At 64.2% G+C, this 19,115-nt stretch carries 11 protein-coding genes; 4 read left to right on the forward strand and 7 right to left on the reverse strand.

Translation table 11 applies throughout. The features are described 5' to 3' along the window. Positions 1–10: 10 nt before the first annotated feature. Both B5F74_RS11335 and loaP read right to left on the reverse strand, forming a co-directional pair. On the reverse strand, positions 11–1,876 hold the full coding sequence (locus B5F74_RS11335; protein WP_087202579.1) for a nucleoside-diphosphate sugar epimerase/dehydratase: 1,866 nt from the start codon (positions 1,874–1,876) through the stop codon (positions 11–13). Positions 1,877–2,085: 209 nt separating this feature from the next. Next, on the reverse strand, positions 2,086–2,586 hold the full coding sequence (gene loaP, locus B5F74_RS11340; protein ID WP_158095781.1) for an antiterminator LoaP: 501 nt from the start codon (positions 2,584–2,586) through the stop codon (positions 2,086–2,088). Positions 2,587–3,755: 1,169 nt separating this feature from the next. On the opposite strand from loaP, the gene B5F74_RS11345 reads away from it, so the two are divergent. After that, complete coding sequence (locus tag B5F74_RS11345; RefSeq protein WP_087202583.1) at positions 3,756–4,265, forward strand: type II TA system antitoxin MqsA family protein; 510 nt, start codon at positions 3,756–3,758, stop codon at positions 4,263–4,265. Between the two features lie 587 nt (positions 4,266–4,852). Here the strand turns inward: B5F74_RS11345 and B5F74_RS11350 are convergent. After that, positions 4,853–5,836, reverse strand: coding sequence for an EamA family transporter (locus B5F74_RS11350; protein WP_087202584.1), 984 nt, complete (start codon positions 5,834–5,836; stop codon positions 4,853–4,855). Positions 5,837–6,225: 389 nt separating this feature from the next. Here B5F74_RS11350 and B5F74_RS11355 point away from each other — a divergent pair, with 389 nt between their 5' ends. Next, on the forward strand, positions 6,226–9,255 hold the full coding sequence (locus B5F74_RS11355) for an insulinase family protein (RefSeq protein ID WP_343217561.1): 3,030 nt from the start codon (positions 6,226–6,228) through the stop codon (positions 9,253–9,255). 111 nt (positions 9,256–9,366) lie between these two features. Next, entirely contained in the window at positions 9,367–10,470 is a 1,104-nt protein-coding gene (locus B5F74_RS12465; RefSeq protein ID WP_158095782.1) for a DNA-deoxyinosine glycosylase, read from the forward strand. 459 nt (positions 10,471–10,929) lie between these two features. Here the strand turns inward: B5F74_RS12465 and metA are convergent, their stop codons facing one another. After that, on the reverse strand, positions 10,930–11,853 hold the full coding sequence (metA, locus tag B5F74_RS11365) for a homoserine O-succinyltransferase (protein WP_087202586.1): 924 nt from the start codon (positions 11,851–11,853) through the stop codon (positions 10,930–10,932). A 117-nt stretch (positions 11,854–11,970) separates the two neighbouring features. Here metA and B5F74_RS11370 point away from each other — a divergent pair, with 117 nt between their 5' ends. Continuing rightward, entirely contained in the window at positions 11,971–12,927 is a 957-nt protein-coding gene (locus tag B5F74_RS11370; protein ID WP_087202588.1) for an L-lactate dehydrogenase, read from the forward strand. Positions 12,928–12,978: 51 nt separating this feature from the next. Here the strand turns inward: B5F74_RS11370 and B5F74_RS11375 are convergent, their stop codons facing one another. The 3 genes from B5F74_RS11375 to mfd form a co-directional block, all read right to left on the reverse strand. Next, on the reverse strand, positions 12,979–13,989 hold the full coding sequence (locus tag B5F74_RS11375) for a hypothetical protein (RefSeq protein ID WP_239283474.1): 1,011 nt from the start codon (positions 13,987–13,989) through the stop codon (positions 12,979–12,981). 262 nt (positions 13,990–14,251) lie between these two features. Next, the gene (locus B5F74_RS11380; protein WP_087202592.1) at positions 14,252–16,225 is read right to left on the reverse strand and encodes an ATP-dependent DNA helicase RecQ; all 1,974 of its coding nucleotides are present in this window, start codon (positions 16,223–16,225) and stop codon (positions 14,252–14,254) included. 54 nt (positions 16,226–16,279) lie between these two features. Continuing rightward, a partial coding sequence (gene mfd / locus B5F74_RS11385; protein WP_087202594.1) for a transcription-repair coupling factor occupies positions 16,280–19,115 on the reverse strand: 2,836 nt, incomplete at its 5' end.

Raw genomic sequence — 19,115 nt, forward strand, 5'->3', positions numbered from 1 at the left:
TTCTCCCACTCTACTCATTGATTTCCGGTCTGTACGTCGGCACAGCCTCGGCCAGCGCGAGCTTGACTTCGCGGTCACCACCACCGAGATGCTCCTCCAGCTCGCCGAGCTTCGCCCGCACCGTCTCGAGATCGGGGGGCGTCGCGCGGCTCACCGTGATGTCGGCAACATCGGTCGGCAGTGGCTCGTCTTCGTCCATGAGCAGCTCCTCGTACATCTTCTCGCCCGGGCGCAAACCCGTCTCGACGATGTCGACGTCGCGCCCGGGCACCAAGCCGGAGAGCCTCACGAGATTCTCGGCAAGGTCCCAGATGCGCACGGGCTCACCCATGTTCAAGATGAAGATCTCCCCGCCATGAGCGAGCGCGCCGGCGGTGATCACGAGCCTCGATGCCTCAGGGATCGTCATGAAGTAGCGCGTGATGTCGCGGCTCGTCACCGTGATGGGGCCGCCTTCCTTGAGCTGGCGCTTGAACAGCGGGATCACGCTGCCGTGGCTGCCGAGCACGTTGCCGAAGCGCACCGCGGCGAAGACCGTCTTGGAAGCGCTCGCGTAGTACTGCACGATGAGCTCGCACATGCGCTTGGTCGCCCCCATCACGTTGGTGGGGTTCACGGCCTTGTCCGTGGAGATGAGGATGAAGTGCGTGCAGCCGTGCTCGTGCGCCATGCGGCACACGTTCAGCGTGCCGAACACGTTGTTCTCGATCGCCTCGCGCGGGCTGGCCTCCATGAGCGGAACGTGCTTATGCGCCGCTGCATGGAACACGACCTGCGGGTCGTGCTTCTTGAACAGGCGCTCGAGGGCGGGCACGTGTGTGATGGAGCCGATCTCCACCGAAAGCTTCACGCCGTCTCGCTCCGCCTTCCGCCTGAGCTCGTGGTACAGCTCGTACGTCGTGTTCTCATAGACGTCGAACAGCACGATCTCAGCGGGCTTTGCCGGTAGCAGCTGGCGCACCAGCTCGCCGCCGATCGACCCGCCGCCGCCCGTCACGAGCACGCGCTTGCCCGTCACATACCCCATGCGCGACAGGTCGAGCTCGACCTCATCGCGCGCGAGCAGGTCAGAGATCTCCACGTCGCGCACGATGACCTGGCCCGGCTTGTCAAACGGCATGCTGCTCAGACTCGGGACGGTCACGGTCTTCGCGCCCGTTGCCATGCAGATGTCGTAGATGCGCTCACGCTCCGCACGGGTCGCGCTCGGAACGGCAACCACGATCTGCTCAATCGAATGGCGTGCAACAAGCTCCGGAATGTCATCGAGCGTTCCCTCGACGCGAACCCCGTGCACGTAGTTACCGAGTTTGGCGCGATTGTCGTCCACGATAACGACGGGCGATCCATGAGTGTCAGGGCTGCAATTGAGCATCCGCTTGACCACGAACGAACCCGTCTCTCCCGCTCCCACGATAAGCGACCTCGGAAGCGCCTTGGAAGTCGCGCCGAACAGCTGCCATCCTTTGCGGCCGGATGCCAAGCGAACAAGCAGGCGACTCGACCCCGTGAGGATGAGCAAGATAGCCCATGCGCTCACATAGACGCCGAGGGGAACGCGGAAGCCGAACAGGAGAAACGCGAGCACATCTCCCGCAATCGATCCGACTAAGGTCGCCCCGACAATGCGCAGCGCCTCGGTGATGCTCGCGTATTCCCACAGGTTGCTGTACATGTGCAGCGCGGCGAAGACAGCGACATCGACAAGAGAAATGAAGGCGATGCTGATGAAGGGAGAGGCGGTCGAGGTTGTCATGCTTCCGGGGTTTATCCCCCATGTGCTCACCAGGTAGGCGACGAACACCGCTGCGATGTCCAAGATGACATAGGGGACGGCCCGCACGAGCTTACCGCGAACATCAGATTTGAGCCGCATGTCGCTTACGCCTCCCACACATCGGTTGAAGCATTGGCGAGGCAGCATGCAACTCCTGCGGTCGCTTTGTGCCCATGTGCAGCGGCCTCCGCGCACACACTGAGCACGGCTGTTGCGCTGTCATACTTCTTTGTATATTCCGATTCCCGCACAGTTTTCATCTTCACCACACCAGGCACCTCCCGGCACCCGGCCCCGACTCGCAGTGATTACCGCTTGCTCACAATCTCCAGCCCGACCTTGACGATCTTCGTCCGGCCGAACATATGCATCTCCAAGAAGGCCAGCCGCTTGTGCCGGTCAATCTTCTTGATCTTGGCCTCTTGTCCTTTGAGCGGGCCTTTCCAGATTTTGACCTCGTCGCCCTCGATGACGCCGCAGGACAGCTCGACCGTATGCGAATCGACATTGGTCAGCGCCTGAAGCCAGGCGACTTCCTCCGGCAGCAACGGCACGTAGGCCTCGTCGCGCCCGCCGATGACTTTTGCGTAGAAGGGCAGCTCGCGCAGATGCTGCGCGACTCTGTTGATGTCGCTCGTCGTCACGAACACGTACCCGGGAAACAGCAGACGCGTCTCGCGCTTCCATGCGCCATCGCGACGGCGCATGGACTCGTACAGGGGCACGAAGCACTCCCTCACGAGATCGCCGAGCAGCTTTTCCAGCAAGTTCCGCGCGACCTTCTCGTGTCCGCCCGGAACTTGCAGCACGTACATCTCCACGGCAGCCCGACCCTCACTGCTGGAAGAAAGAGGCATCTATTGCGTTGTATGCGATGGCTTGCTGTCCATCTTCGGCGGATCCATGCCGAACCGTCGCGCTTTTCCAACCGGCATCATGGCCGGCTGATGAGCGCGACGGCGAAACGAGACACAGCGGGCTAGACGCACGCGCGGTACGCCTCAACCGTGTATACACGTCTCCACTCGACCCCTTTGCAGAGCAAAAAGGCCGCGCACGGCATATTCATCCTCCGAAGGCATAACCAACGCGCACTCAGCGACGATTGCCCGTCCTACGGATATATTCATCTGCTACCGCATGCAGCGCATCCGGCGGCAGAGCTCATGCGGCGCGGCGCGAACACCCCGCGTGCCATAAGCGAACCTACTATATCACCTTGCCGCCGCGCACTTGTTGCGCAACGTCATCGCTTACAGATTCATGCCCTTCTCTGCACAAACAACACGCTGGTAGACCACACAGTTTATCTATTGATAACCCTCTGCGAACCATGTTTTATCCACGCGCGACGCATACAAACGGAAGCGCTCTGGGCGAGGGCTAGGCGCATGGGAGGAGGCGGCGCGCTCGCCATCTGCGCTCGCAGGAGCGCAAGGCTCCACGCCACGACGCCCCGCATTCCCCGTTAGGCTCCGACAAGATGCGCCCAAGACGCACCCGGAACATGGCAAGAAAACACGGGATGCGTCGCACGAACCCGTCCGTATCCTCTCAGCCCACCGCTCCACGCAGAAGGGCGCGGCGTCCATCTGTAATTACATCGTTACAGATTGAGAGGAAGGTGATATCCTTGAAACCCAAAGCATCCATTGAGCTGTTCCTTCGACTCGCCAAGCAGTTCACAAAGGATCGAGGAGTCATCCTCGTTCAACGAAAGGGGGGCGGGCCTTCCTAGAAACGAACGGCCTTTCCACCAAAGATGTTAACGAGATGATTCTTCAGCTCTCAGTTCGCGACTGTTTCGACGGGCCCGAAGCAGGCCGCGATAAATCGCTTGCGGACTCATGGACTGTGGCAGAGTTCAACCCGGTGTGGAGAACCAGCCGCCTTTACCTCAAGATTTCAATCAACCTGTCAGCAAAACGCTGCAAATGTCCATAAATCAAGCCATACCGAGACACATGGGAGATCCACGATGGAACAAAAGACCTATAGCACATTCTGCCCGTACTGCGACGAGGAGGTCGAAGCCATCCTCGACATCAGGACCGAGCGCCATTGCGTGCGCGGCGAGGAGATCATGCTCGACAACGTCCCCGTCGCCGTATGCCCCCTTTGCGGCGAAGATATCGGAGACACGCGCATCGATGGGCCAACAATCGACCGCGCGTTCGACATCTACCGTACGCGTCACAACATGCTATTCACCAAGGACATCAAGGAGATCCGCGCGCGTTACGGCATGTCGCTGCGCGAATTCAGCCGCTTTCTCGGCTTTGGCGAACAGACCTATGCAAGCTACGAAAACGGCAGCCTGCCCGACGAGCTGCACGACCGCATGATCCGCATCGCCTCGACCCCGGAAGGCGCGAGGCTAATCATTCCTTTGGCCGAGGGCTCCATCAGCGAGAAATCGATGCGCCTTGCACAGGCCTTTGCGTATCCTGAGGGAGATGCCGAATCCTCGCACCAAGAGATTCAGTAAGAACTGCAAGAGGACTCAGCGCCGCCTACGGGATCGCTGCAGGCCTGATGAACTGCGCAACGCGAAAGCACCTATCGGCGTTTCCCTAGCCTACGGCATCCCTCAGGTGCGGAGGCCCCGGCGAACCGACACGGGGAGGGCAGCCCTCCCAGACCGACGTTTTTTGCGCTCATCGAGGCATAGCAGGGGTGTCGCCCAAACCGAAAGTGCGCATACGGAACCACATAGAGTGTGCCGTGCATCGGCGGGATTTCCCATGTATAAAGCCCCAACACAACCGCAGGTACGCAGAATCACTATGCATAAAAATCCGCCCGATGAAAAACCCACCGAAGACGTAGGCTGAGTTTGTCACTGTTTTTCGGTGCCCTTTCCCCACATGCGGCATACCCCTTGGCATTTTCCCAGTTGTTTCCTGCGGAAACGCCGAGGGCTGCGGCGCGTGTGGGGAATCGGCACCCAAAAACAATGACAAACTCGTATACACGGTTTTCGGGCGGGGCGCATATCCACGGTGATCCAACAGGGGCATACAAATGTGCATGCAGAAGTTACGTCCCCGATTTGCACGTGCGCGGGCAGGCGCCCTACACCGTCAGGAACATCATCGCGATAATCAGCACGAAACCAACGATGTCGGTAGGAGCGAACGCGGTGCCCAGCAGGATCGCGCTCGTCACGGTGGCCGAGACGGGCTCCACGGTGCCGATGAGGCCGGCGCGCATGCTGCCCACGTTCTTCACGCCCTGCATGTAGAGCAGGTACGCCAAAAACGAGCCGATAAGCACGAACACGGCGAGCATCTCAAGGCCGCCGGCGTCGAGCGCGGGCGGGTTGCTCCACGGCTGCACGAAAATGCTGGTCAGAATACCCGACATGAACATGGCCGACCCCGTCACGATCGTCGAGCCGTACACCGGCAGGATCTTGACCGGCAAGATGGTGATGAGCGCCGCGCCCAGCGCGGTAAGCAGGCCCATAGCAAGGCCCAGCGGCGGAATGGACAGGCGCGTGAGGTCGCCGCCTGTGGAAATCAGCACGGTGCCCGCGAATGCCAGCATGAGGCCCACGATCTCGCGCTTGCGGGGACGGCGACGGCCCTTGACGCAGGTGTAGCCCATGATGACCACGAGCTGCAGGCACTGCAGCACCGTCGCGGTGCCAGCGTTGGTGAGGCGCACCGCGCTCAGATAGAAGAACTGGTTGGCGAGCAGGCCGAAGATCGTGAAGATGATCTGCTGGCGACGATGCTCGGGCGTGGTCCACAGCTGAACGAAGCGCTTGCGGTCGAACAGCAGGATGATGATCATGAACAAAGCACCCGCAAGCAGCTGGCGAACGCTCATGAGCCACATGGTGTCGACGTGGTACACGTCGAACAGGGCGCTCGCCGCCGTGCCGGAAAAGCCCCAAAACGAGCCGCCCAGAAAGGCCGCGAGGGCACCGATCAGCAGCTTGCGCGATGCCTCGTTGTTCAAGCGCTCGCGCCACGCGCGACGAGCGGCACGCGAGCCGGCATCGACGCCCGAAGGCACCGCTTCCTGCTTGGTCGCACCCGTCTTGACGCCCATAGATCCCCCTCGACACGTTGTGTTCAGCATGATTCCAGCCCGACTACCATAACGTAAGATTCCGCAGGTTGATAGGGTGTTTTATGACAATTCCGGCCACGCGTGAAACTCACTTCAGCCCGCTGTAGCGCGCCCTCGGCAAACGGCGCAGACCACCGAACCCACCGAACACCCCTCGATAAACTCACCACGGATGTGGGTTCATGCGAGCGCGATGCAAAGCCGCAGCCGATCCGGACGCATGCGCGCGCGATACCGGGTATAACCATGGGCAACGGAAAGGCCTGGTCCGACGAGGCGCTCCGCCGGAACCTCCCCGTGAGGGCAGCATCCGTCGCGATCAGGTTGCATAATAGCCATGTACGTTCAACCTTGAGGAGACCATCCCTATGACCGATATGACCCCATCTGCCACCCCGGCGCGCGAGCGCGCGCACCAGCTGCTGGCCCCCGGCACCCAGCTGCACGGCTTCACCGTCGAGCGCGACGAGACGATCGACGAGCTCGATGCCGACGCCTACGTCATGCGCCACACGTCGTCGGGCGCCCGGCTGCTCTACCTTGCGTGCGAGGACGAGAACAAGTCCTTTGCCATCGGCTTCAAGACCCCTCCCGCCGACGACACCGGCGTGTTCCACATCCTCGAGCATTCCGTGCTGAACGGATCGGCCAAGTTCCCGGTCAAAGAGCCGTTCGTCGACCTCATCAAGACGTCGATGCAGACGTTTTTGAACGCCATGACCTACCCTGACAAGACGATCTACCCGGTGGCCTCCACCAACGAGCAGGACCTGCTGAACCTCATGGACGTCTACATGGATGCCGTGCTGAACCCTGCCATCTACTCCAAGCGCGCCATCTTCGAGCAGGAGGGCTGGCACCTGGAGCTGGACGAGGCGGACGCTGCGGAGCAGGCCTCGGACACCGCCGATGACACCCCCGGCCTGCGCTACAACGGCGTCGTGTTCAACGAGATGAAGGGCGCGCTGTCCGACCCCACCGACGTGCTCGACAACGAGATCATGCGCCAGCTGTATCCCGACACCGCCTACCGGTTCGAGTCGGGCGGCAACCCGCGCGCCATCCCCACGCTCACCTACGAGAACTTCCTCAACACGCACGCGCGCCACTACAACCTCGCCAACAGCTACATCGTGCTCTACGGCGACATGGACGCCGACCGCGTGCTCGCGTTTCTGGACGACCGCTATCTGTCCGACGACGCGCTTGCCGCCGCGCGCGCATTCAAGCGCGAGGCCGGCACACTGGTCGAGAACCCCGGCGACCCCAACCCGCTCGAGCTGCAGGCGCCCGTCGTGTGCGAATACGACTCCATCACGATGAACACCACGCCCGAGAACGCGCAGGTCGGCATGGCCTACGTGCTGGGCCATGCGCTCGACCGCAAGCGCGTGATCGCGGCCGACGTGCTCTTCGACGCGCTGCTCGGCTCCAACGAGGCCCCGGTCAAGAAGGCCATCCTCGCGGCGGGCCTCGGCGGCAACGTCATGAGCTACACCGACGCCGCGTGCCTGCAGCCCTACGAGCTCATCGTGCTGCAGGGAGCAAAGCCGGGCGTGGCGCGCGAGTTCCGCCAGGTCATCGAGGACGAGTGCCGCAAGCTCGTCGAGGGCGGCATCCCCCGCGACCGCCTCGAGGCCGTGCTCTCCAGCGAGGAGTACGCGCTGCGCCAGCGCGACTACGGCGTGGCCGACGGCGTGGCCATCACGTGCGACCTGCTGTCGACCTGGCTGTACGACGACGATGCCGCCACGTCGGCGCTCACCTACGGCCCCATCTACGCCGAGCTGCGCCGCGAGCTCGACGGCCCCTACTTTGAGAACCTGCTGCGCGAGCTCGTGCTCGAATCGAAGCACAGCGCGCTCGTCGACCTGATTCCGCACGATGCCGACGACCAGGCCGAAGATCCCGAGACAGCCGAGCTCGCAGCGCTTTGTGCGGGCATGAGCGACGCGGACCTCAAGGCCGTGGCCGACAACGTCGCCGCCCTCCGCGCGGTCCAGGAGGCCGAGGACACGCCCGAGGCCCGCGCGACCCTGCCGCGCCTGCACGTCTCCGACATCGGCCCGGCCCGTCCCGAGCCCGCGCTCACGCTCGACACCACCGCACCGCTCCCCTGCCTCAAGCACGACATCCCCACGCACCTTCTCGCCTACTTCATGGCGTACTTCGACCTCACGCACGTGTCGTACGCAGAGCTGCCCTACGTGTCGATTCTCGCCCGCTTGATGAAGCAGCTCGGAACCACCTGCCGCAGCGCCGCCGAGCTGGATAGCCATATCGGCTCCAACCTGGGCTTCCTCGCTTTTGCGCCCGAGGTCATGGCGCAGCCGAACTGGAAGCTCGCCCGCCCCGTGATGACGGTCGCCGCCGGTGCCCTTACCGAGAAGATCGAGCAGCTCGCGTCGATTCCCGCCGAGGTGTGGGGCAAAACGGTGTTCGACGACACCGCCCGCATCCGCGAGGTGCTGACCCAGATGCGCATCGGCATGGAGCAGGGATTCATCACCTCCGGCCACCAGGCGGCGCTCGCCCGCGCCTGGTCTTACGTGTCGCCCGCGGGCATGGTGGCCGAGAACATCTCCGGCGTCGACTTCTACCAGTTCCTGCGCGAGCTGCTCGACCACTTCGATGAGCGCGCCGACGACCTCGTCGAGAAGCTGCGCGACCTTCAGGCGCGCATCTTCACGTCGACGGACACGGTCGTGAGCTTCACGGGAACCGATGAGGACTACGAGCGCTTCTGGAACGCCGCCGGCTCGCTGGGTCTGGAACCCCGCCTCGCCGCCGCCAAAGAGCTCTACGTGCCCATGCCGCAGCCCAAGCGCGAGGCGTTCATCATCCCGAGCGACATCTGCTACGTGGCGAAAGCCGCCGACCCGCGCGCGATGGGGCTCGCCATGGACGGCAGCTGGAGCGTCGCGGCGACCGTGTTGTCCTACGATTACCTGTGGAACGAGATCCGCGTGAAGGGCGGCGCCTACGGCTGCGGCTTCCGCGCGGTCGCAGACCGCCAGCTGTGCTTCTACACCTATCGCGATCCGGCGATCGACCCCTCGATCGAGCGCATCGCAGGCGCCGGCACCTGGCTATCGACCTTTGAGCCCGACCCGCTGAGCTTTGAGGGCTTCATCGTATCCAGCGTGGCCAGCCACGACGCGCCGCTCAAGCCCTACGCGCTCACACGTCGCCAGAACATCGAGTTCTTCACCAAACGCCCGGTCAACTGGCGAGACGAGCTACGTGACGGCATGCTCGCCACCACGCCCGACAAGCTGCGCGCGCTTGGCGAGACCATCTCGCGTGTCGCTGAGGAGGCGCCGCTGTGTGTGTTCGGCGGACGCGAGGTCATCGAGCGCAGCCATGCCGGCCTGAATGCCGTGGACCTGCTCGGCTGATCGAGCATCGCGGAACCCCGCTAACAAATGGGGACGGGTTCGTTTTTTCTCGACACCGTGTCGAGCAAAAACGAACCCGTCCCCAATCAACCCATTGCGAGAGGAGAATGAATGGAGCACGGGCGCGTGACGCATACCATCGAGCCGGTCTACGACGATCGCTCGCGCGTGCTCGTCTTGGGTACGATGCCATCGCCCGCCTCTCGCAACGTCGGCTTTTTCTATGGACACCCGCAGAACCGATTCTGGCGCGTCATGGAGCGGCTGTTCGCTCTGCCAGACCATGCGCTCGTGGACAACGACGTCCGCATATCGTTTTTGCTCGAGCACCACATCGCCCTGTGGGATGTACTCGCCTCTTGCTCGATTGAAGGGGCTTCGGATTCGAGCATCGCCGACCCCGTGCCCAACGACCTGACGCACATCCTTGACGCCGCCCCCATCTCGCATGTGTTCACCACGGGCGGCGCCGCGGCCAAGCTGTGCCGGCGCTTCGACGGGAACCTGCTGCGCGAGCGGGGCATCGAGCACGTCGCGCTGCCCTCCACGAGCGGCGCCAACGCGCGCATGCGCCTGAACGACCTGGTGCTTGCCTACAGCGCCCTGGCGGAGCGCATCGATATGCGTCAGGCCAAGCGCGCCGTGCGTCGCGCAGTGCTCGCACGCCGCGATGCCATGGACGCTGCCGACCGTGCCGCGCGTTCGCATGAGCTGTGCCGCGGGCTCGTCAGCGTGCTGGAGCACCTGCCCGCACGCGCGACCGTATCCGTATACGCCGCCATGAACAGCGAGGTCGACCTCGACGAATGCATCCGGGCCGCCTTTGCGCACGACCTTGTCGTGGCGTTTCCCTGCATGCAGCGCACCGACAACGGACGGCAGGACATGGTCATGCGCGCGGTCTCGCAGGCGGACTACCTTGCGCGCGCGGTACCGTTCATCGACCGCCCTGTCGCATCGTTTATGCCGTCGCCTGAAGACGAAGGGCGCTTTGCGCTCGTCGACCCACGGGACATTGACCTCATGATCGTCCCGCTTGTGGCCTTCGACGACCAGGGGCATCGTCTGGGCTACGGCGGCGGCAACTACGACGCCTACCTGCCGCAGCTGGATTCCGACTGCATCGTCCTCGGCGCCGCATTCGAAACGCAGCGCGTGGACCGCGTTCCCGTCGAGGAGCGCGACCGGACACTCGCCCGCATCTGCTGCGCATAGCGAGACGGGCTTTTTGAGACGGGACCGACCGACGCGGAATGAATTGATCGGCGTTTCCCTAGCGAAACGGACTGGTATTGTTTGAGAGCCTCTGTTAGGCCGCCGTAGATACGGGGCTTGTGCAAACATGCGTGCCGAAGGGGTGTCCCCAGCGTGCAGAAGTGCATGCGGAAGGTACGTCCCCGATATGCACTCCCCTGGGGCCCTGCGGTCGCCGCGGCAGCGCCTTCCCGCAAAAACCGTCGCGACGGATTTTGCGGGAACGGCGGGGATGTTCTGCATAACGGCCAATACGGCATTACTGTTCACCTTGGGGTTCTGCGTCTTGCTCGAATTGACATGCATATTTCGTCCGAACTTCCCGCAGAAACCGTCGCGACGTCAGGCATGGGTTGAAACGAACCCGTCCCCAACCAACCTATCGGCACGCCGTGTCCACGGCGGTCTTACCCTGGCAGTCTACTGCCCGCCTGCCTTGCGGATGTCGTAGGGCGTCGTCTGGTACACGTAGTAGTTCAGCCAGTTGGTGTAGAGCAGCTGCGCCTGCGCGCGCCATACGTTGGGCGGCTCTTTCGTCGGGTCGTCATCGGGAAAGTAGTTGACCGGTATCTGCGGGTCGATGCCGCGCTTGATGTCGCGCTCGTACTCGAGCTTGAGCGTGTCGGAATCGTACTCGGGATGGCCGAACACGAAGAAGCGCCTGCTGTCCGTCGACTTCGCGATATACAGCCCCACCTCGTCGGACACGGCGATGACCTCCAGCTCCGAGACGGCCTCGACATCCTCGCGACGCACGCCCGTGTTGCGCGAATGCACCGCCCAGAAGCGGTCGTCCAGGCCGCGCACGAGCGGACTGGACGGCTTGATCAGCCGATGCTGGAACACGCCGGACGCCTTCGCCGGCAGATCGTACTTGTCGATGCCGTAGTGGTAATACAGCGCCGCCTGCGCTCCCCAGCAGATATGCAGCGTTGAATGCACGTGCGTGGTCGACCATTCCATGATGTCGCACAGCTCGTCCCAGTAGTCGACCTCCTCGAACGGCATCTGCTCCACCGGCGCGCCGGTGATGATCAGGCCGTCGTAATGGCGGTCGCGCACCTCATCGAAGGTTCGATAGAACGTCTCCAGATGGCTCGCCGCCACGTGCGTCGCCTCATGGCTCTTGGTGCGCATGAGCTCGACCTCGATCTGCAGCGGCGTGTTGGACAGCTTGCGCATGATCTGGGTCTCGGTGGCGATCTTGGTGGGCATGAGGTTGAGGATCAGCACATGCAGCGGACGGATATCCTGATGGATCGCGCGATACTCCGTCATGACGAAGATGTTTTCGCCCTCGAGGGTCTCGGTGGCGGGCAGGGCGTCGGGAATGCGAATAGGCATGGAGCGTCTCCTCTGTGCGGGATTCGGCTGCGCGGCGAAAACCGGCAACAAGAAATCGTGCGTTCATTGTAACGCGCTACAATGGACTCCCAACCAGTCAGCGAGAAAGGTGCCCGTATGCTTACCACGAGATCTGTCGGCATTATCGGTATGGGACACGTGGGAGCGCACGTCGCCAGCGCGCTGCTTTCGCAGGGACTGGCCGACGAGCTGCGTCTGTGTGACATCGACGAGAAGAAGCTCGCGGCCGAAGTCCAGGATCTCCACGATGCCCTGCTGTTCCACCCGTACAACACCAAGATCGTGAACTGCGGCGATGCGTACGAGGAGCTCAGCGGGTGCGACATCATCGTCAACGCTGCGGGCAACGTCGCGGCGTCGTCGACCGACCGCGACGGCGAGCTGTTCTGCACGACCGACATCTGCCGCACCTTTGCCGAGCGCGTCGCGGACAGCGGCTTTGCCGGCATATGGGTGAACATCTCCAACCCATGCGACGTCATCGCGACCGAGATCTGGCATCTTACCGGATACGACCCGAACAGGATCATCGGCACGGGCACGGCGCTCGATTCCGCTCGCCTTCGCGCTCAGATCTCGCTTGCATGCGGTGATCTGGACCCCAAATCGATCGACGCCCACATGATCGGCGAGCACGGGTTCTCGCAAATCGCCGCATGGAGCCCCGCCACGATCGGCGGTGTTTCGCTTTCCCGCCTGGCCCTCGATTACCCCGAGCGCTTCGCATTCGACCATGACGAGGCAGAGGAGCTCGCACGACGCGGAGGATACGTCGCCATGGCGGGCAAGCGCTGCACCGAGTACGCCATCGCGGCGGCGGCTGCCCGCATCGTCGCCGCCATCCTGCACGACGAGCACGCCGTCATGGCGGCCTCCACGCTCATGCACGGGCAATACGGCGAAGAGGGCATCTTCGCCTCACTGCCCTGCGTGATCGGGAAGAACGGCGTCGAGCAGGTATTCGAGCTCGACCTGTCCGAGGACGAGCTCGCCGGCTTCCACGGCAGCTGCGCGCATATCCGCGAGAACATCGCACGCCTCACCTGGTGGTAGGCGTGACAATTCCCCTGCCTTTCTGTCACGCCGTCCCCAAATAACCCATCCCTACTTGATGTCGATGGTCTCCAGGGCCTCTTCGATGAGCTCCATGCTGTTCGAAGTCCGCGGGCCGTTACCGCGCCATGCGATGACCGCACCTCCGTCGCTGGTCACGCCGAGCTTCTGCACACCGGCGGCATCTGTGATCACACCGGAGATATCCTCATCGCCCCACATGACATCGATAATGAGGATGTCCTCGCCCTCCAAGCTGACGGTATGACGCGCATGCAGGTCCCCGCCGCCGCTCGCGACCCGAATGTCCCACGCGACGGGAAGCTCGATATCGAAGAAGTCGCCCTCGTAGGTCCGTGCGTTCGTGCCGGATTTGGACGTCGACGTGGTGTTCGCAGAGGACGCATCGGACTCGTCCTCGTCCTCCTCATCCTCGTCGAAATAGCGCCCGTGCGCGCGATCCGCCAGGTCATCGGCCACATCGTAGCCCACATCGAGCGCGATCTCGCGCGCACGCTCGACTCCATCGGGCGTCAGGTTGTCGGGATAGGAAAGCTCGATCACGAGGTCGTCGGACATATCGATGCCCTCGCCCTCGACAAGATCCTCGTCGACCGCGATGGCGAAGTCCGCGCTCGGGTAATCGTACATGCGCCCGTATTCGCCGAACGGCGACGCCTCCACGCTGAGCGCGTACGAGCCGGGAACCAGCTCGATGCCCTCGCCGTCGCTGTCGACGAACTGCCGCTCCTCGTAATCCTCGCCCGCCGCAGTCGTCCCGCTGATGAGGACCGGCATCGGGGTTCCGCCTTCCTCCGTATCCCACCCGCTTGCATCCACGCCGATGGTCACGTCATGGGATGCAGCGAGCATCTCCCGTCGTTCCTCCTGTTCGCGCGCTAATTCCTCGGCTGCCATTCGCTCGGCCTCGGCGCGCTGGAAGATCATCATACCGCCCACCGCAACGACGATGACGACGGCAGCGACGGCGATACCGAGCAGCATGCGGCGAGAACCTAGGGCGCCAAGGACCTTTGCCGCCCGGGAATCCGAAGACTCCACGGGGGCCTCCGCAGACTCGGTATTCATCTGCTTTGCGGCAGGGTGTTCATCATCTGAGACCGAGGTGGGCTCGACGCTCGTGCCGCAGTAGACGCAGAATTGCGAATCGTCCGGCAGTTTCTTCCCGCAGTGTCTGCAAAACATGGCGACCTCCGATCAAGACAGTTCGTGAGGTCAATTATTACATGCGCCGGCACGTTTTGACGGGTCATTTGGACGGATGGGTTGGAACGAACCCGTCCCCAACCAACCCATCCGCCGGCTAGCGCTGCTCGTCTTCGAAGGAGGCGACTGCGGCCAGGAAGGCGTCGCCGAAATCGTCGGCCTTCTTCTCGCCGATACCCGGCACTTCCAGCAGCTCCTCGCGCGTTTCCGGGCGCAGGCGGCAGATGCCCCGCAGCGCCTTGTCGGACATGATCATGTACGGCGCCCACGACCGCTCGACGGCAAAATCCCGCCGCAGCTCGCGAAGGCGCTCGAACAGCTCGCCGTCATCGCCCACGTGCGCACGGCGCGGACGCAGCGCGGACGGCTCTGCCGCATCCTCCCGAATGAGATCGACTGCGCGCCGCACGCGCTCGTTGCTGCGACGCTTCATGGTGAAGACGAACGGCCGCTCAGGGCTATCGGCCATGACCTCCACGGCGTGCGGGCCCAAGCCGACCACCGGGTACTGGCCTTGCGACTGCACCAGGTAGCCCCGCCCCACAAGCTGCCCGATCACGTCCTTGATGCGACCGGTCGGCTCCGATGCAAGCGAGCCGTAGCCGGGCGCCTCGTCGAGATGGCAGCTGCGGATGCGCTCCGTGTTGGCGCCGTGGAGCGCATCCGCCACCAGCGCGCGGCCGAAGCGCCCGTTGCAGCCCCTCACGAACAGCACGACGTTGCGCGCGACCTCGGTCACGTCCTCGGTTTCGTAGGGCGTCGTGCAGTTCGAGCAGTTGCCGCACCCTTCCGCCGCCCCGTCCGCATCCGCGGGCCGCTCCACGCCCAGCGCACCCTCGTCGCCGAAGTAGCGCAGGATGTATCCGCGCAGGCAGCCGGTCGTCTGACAGTAGCCCTCCATAGCACTCAGCAGACGATACCGATTCTGCCGCGCCATGTCGCGCGCCTCACCGTCCAGCCGCTCGTCCTCGGGCTCGCGGTCAATCAGGTAGCGGCGCAGGCGAAAATCGTTGCCGTTCCAAAGCAGATAGCAGCTCGCGGGGTCGCCGTCTCGCCCCGCACGGCCCGCCTCCTGGTAGTACGCCTCGATGCTCTCGGGAACGTTGTTGTGGATGACATAGCGCACGTTGGGCTTGTCGATGCCCATGCCGAACGCGTTGGTGGCCACGATGACCGGCGCCGTGTCGTTGATGAACGCCACCTGGTTTTCCGTGCGGTCGCCGTTGGACATGCCGGCATGGTAGCGCGCCACGTGGATGCCGCGCGGCTCGAGGGCGTGGGCGAGCTTGAGGTAGAGCTCGTCGACCGCCTTGCGCGTGGAGCAGTACACGATGCCGCTCTCGTCGGCATGGTTGAGCGCGAAATCGCGGATCCAGGCGGTTTTCGCCTTGTCGCCCATCTCCTCGATGCCGAAGAAGAGGTTGGCGCGGTCGAAACCCGTCACCACGGTTTCCGGACGCTGCAGGCCGAGCATGCGCACGATGTCGGCGCGCACGCGCTCGGTCGCCGTCGCGGTGAACGCCGCCACGACGGGGCGGACGGGAAGCGCCTGGATGAACGCGGCGATATCGAGGTAGGAGGGGCGAAAGTCCTGACCCCACTGCGAGACGCAGTGGGCCTCGTCGACGGCGACCAGCGGCACGCCGATGCCGTCAGGTGCCGCCGCCGCTTGCGCGAACGCCAGAAAACGCGGCTCGAGCAGGCGCTCGGGCGCCACGTACATGATCTGGTACCAGCCCTCGGCCGCGCGCTTGAGCACCGTGTTCTGCTGACCGAGCGTGAGCGACGAGTTGAGGTAGCTCGGGCGCGCGCCGGCCGCCTTGAGGGTGCGGACCTGGTCACCCATGAGCGAGACGAGCGGACTCACGACGAACGTGATGCCGGACCTGACGAGCGCCGGCACCTGGTAGCAGATGGATTTGCCGGCGCCTGTGGGCATGACGCCCAGCGCATCGCGACCGGCCAGGATCGCATCGACCAGACGCTGCTGACCAGGGCGGAACGAATCGTATCCAAAGTAACGCCGCAATGCATCCTGTGCATCCCGTGCATTTTGGTTAGCGTCCGGCATAGCGTCCTCCTCCTCATCTCAATAGCGGGGATTATACCCGCTGTCGCGCCGGCGCTAGTCGTCGTCGCCGGAGGCCCCGAGCTGGGTCAGGATCGCGAGCGCCGCCGCGACGACGCCGGAGCCGTTCTCGCCCGTATCGACACCGCGGCCCAGGCCGGTTCCGGCTCCCGCGCCCGCGCGCGCCGGAACGGTGAACTTGCGCGTCTTGGGATAGGTGATGGCGCCGAGCTTGTTCTTGAGCTCGAACGCGACCGTTTTGGGCACGTCGACACCCTGATACACCAGGCGCCCCTGCGTGAGCGACACGCTTTCCAGCCCCAGACGTTCCGCGCGGATGCGGATGCGCGCGCGATCGAACAGGTTCAGCGCCGCAAGCGGCAGCTCGCCGTAACGCTCCTCGCAGTCTTGCTGGACCTCGTCCACCTCGGAGAGCAGCGCAGCCGCCGCAAGCTTTCGGTAGATGAGCACGCGCTGGTCGACCGCCGGCAGGTACTCCTCCGACAGGTAGAAGTCGGCGGGCAGGTTGATGGCCACGCCAGCCTGCTCCAGGTCCTCGCCGTCCTCGCCGCGCGCCTCGGCGACGGCCTGCCCGAGCATTTGCGTGAACAGGTCAAAGCCGACGCTCGACAGGTTTCCATGCTGCTCGGCGCCCACCAGTGAGCCCGCACCGCGGATCTCAAGGTCGCGCATGGCGATGCGCATGCCGCTGCCCAGGTCCTGGAACTCGGACAGGGCGGTCAGGCGCTCGGTCGCCTCTTCGGTCAGCGGCATCTCGCCGGGGAACATGAAGTACGCGTACGCCTGCGTAGCGGAGCGGCCCACGCGGCCCTTGAGCTGATAGAGCTGCGCCAGGCCCAGGCGCTGCGAGTCCTCGATGATCAGCGTGTTCGTGCGCGGATTGTCGATACCGCTCTCGATGATGGTCGTGGCGACCAGCACATCGACCTCGCCGGTCGCGAAGCGCACCATCACGTCCTCTACCTCGCGCGGGCTCATCTTGCCGTGCGCCACGGCGACGCGCGCCTCGGGCACGGCCTCATGCACGCGGTCGACCGCGTCGTCGATGGTCTTCACGCGGTTGGACACGTAGTAGACCTGGCCGCCTCGATCGAGCTCGAGGCGAATGGCCGCGCTCACCACGTCGGGGTCGTATTCGCCCACGTGCACGACGACCGGGCGGCGGCCCGTCGGCGGCGTCGTGATGAGGCTCATGTCGCGCACGCCGGAGATGGCCATCTGCATGGTGCGCGGGATCGGCGTGGCCGACAGCGTCAGCACGTCGATCTGCTCGCGCAGGTTCTTGAGCTGCTCTTTGTGCTGGACGCCGAAGCGCTGCTCCTCGTCGATGATGACCAGGCCCAGATCGTGCGGGTTCACATCGGCCGACAGCAGACGGTGCGTTCCCACCAGCACGTCGACCTTGCCTTCCGCGAACGCGGCGAGCGCGCGCTTCTGTTGGGCGGGCGTGCGGAAGCGCGACAGTACCTCCACCTCCACGCCGAAGGGCGCAAAGCGGTTGAAGAACGTCTCGAAGTGCTGCTGCGCCAGGATCGTCGTGGGGCACAGCACCATGACCTGGCGCCCGCCGTCCACGCATTTGAACGCAGCGCGCAGGGCGACCTCCGTCTTGCCGAAACCGACGTCGCCGCACAGCAGGCGATCCATGGGCTTGGAGCTCTCCATGTCGGCCTTGATGTCGGCGATGGCCTCGAGCTGGTCGCGCGTGGGCTCGTACGGGAAGCTCTCCTCCATCTCGTTTTGCTCGGGCGTGTCGGGCCCGAAGGCGAACCCCGTGATGGAGCTGCGGCGCGTGTACAGGTCGACGAGGTCGAACGCGAGCTTCTTGGCGCTTTTGCGCGCCTTGTTGGTGGCACGCGTCCAGTCGGCCGTGTTGAGGCGCGTCAGGCGCGGATTGGCCCCGTCCGGGCCGACGTAGCGCGTGATGCGGTCGACCTGCTCGAGCGGCACGTACAGCTTGTCGCCGCCCGCATACTCCAGCAGGAAGTAGTCGCGCTCGCGGCCGGCGACCTCCTGGCGCACGATCTCGGAGAACAGGGCGATACCGTGCGTGGCGTGCACGACGTAATCGCCCGGCTTGAAGGGGAACGTGACCTCGGTCACGTCCACCCGACGGCGCGCCCGGCGGCCGCGCTTGGCGTCCATGCGCGCGTTCAGGTCGTTGAGCGAGAACACGGCCAGATGTGCATCGGGCACGACCACGCCGGAGGGGATCGGCGCATCCACGAAGGTCACGCGGCCGCGCGTGATGGTCGGCACCGTGATGGCGGGCGCGCCCGAGAGATCGGCCGCGTTCAGCTTGTCCGCATCGCGCTTGAGAAGCGTCACGTTCACGTGCACATCGCCTGCGACGGAACCGCTGTTCTCGGGCGCGGCTTGCAGCGACTCCTCAAAGGGGATCGACTCGTCGGTAAACGACAGCTCCATCGATTCGCGCGCGCCGCGGTCCGGGATGGCGAAGGCCACGGCGAAGCGGTTGTTGACCACCTCTTGGATGCGCGAGATGAACCGGTTGTCCGAACCCGCGAGCGCCGGCTGCTCAATCTTGAGCTCAGCGGTCACCGCGCCGCCCGCCCGGATAATCGACACGTACTGCAGACGCTGCTGACGGCCGAAGTCGAGCTGCTGGGGGCGCACGTACAGGCCGTCGAGATGCGAGACCTTCGCCTCGCCCGCACGCCGCTCGAGGTCCTCATAGGCGCGCGCGCAGTCGTCGAACAGGCTGCGCGGCTCCGAGAGCACCACGAGCGTGTCGTCGCTCACGTGTGCGAGCGGGCTTACGGTCGATTCGTACATGAGCGGCATGAAGCGGTCGAGCTCCGGGGTCACGATGCGCGCCTTCACCATCTCGAGCAGGGCGGCGAGCTCCGTA

The sequence above is a fragment of the Collinsella sp. An271 genome (assembly GCF_002159695.1).
Lineage (GTDB): Bacteria > Actinomycetota > Coriobacteriia > Coriobacteriales > Coriobacteriaceae > Collinsella > Collinsella ihumii.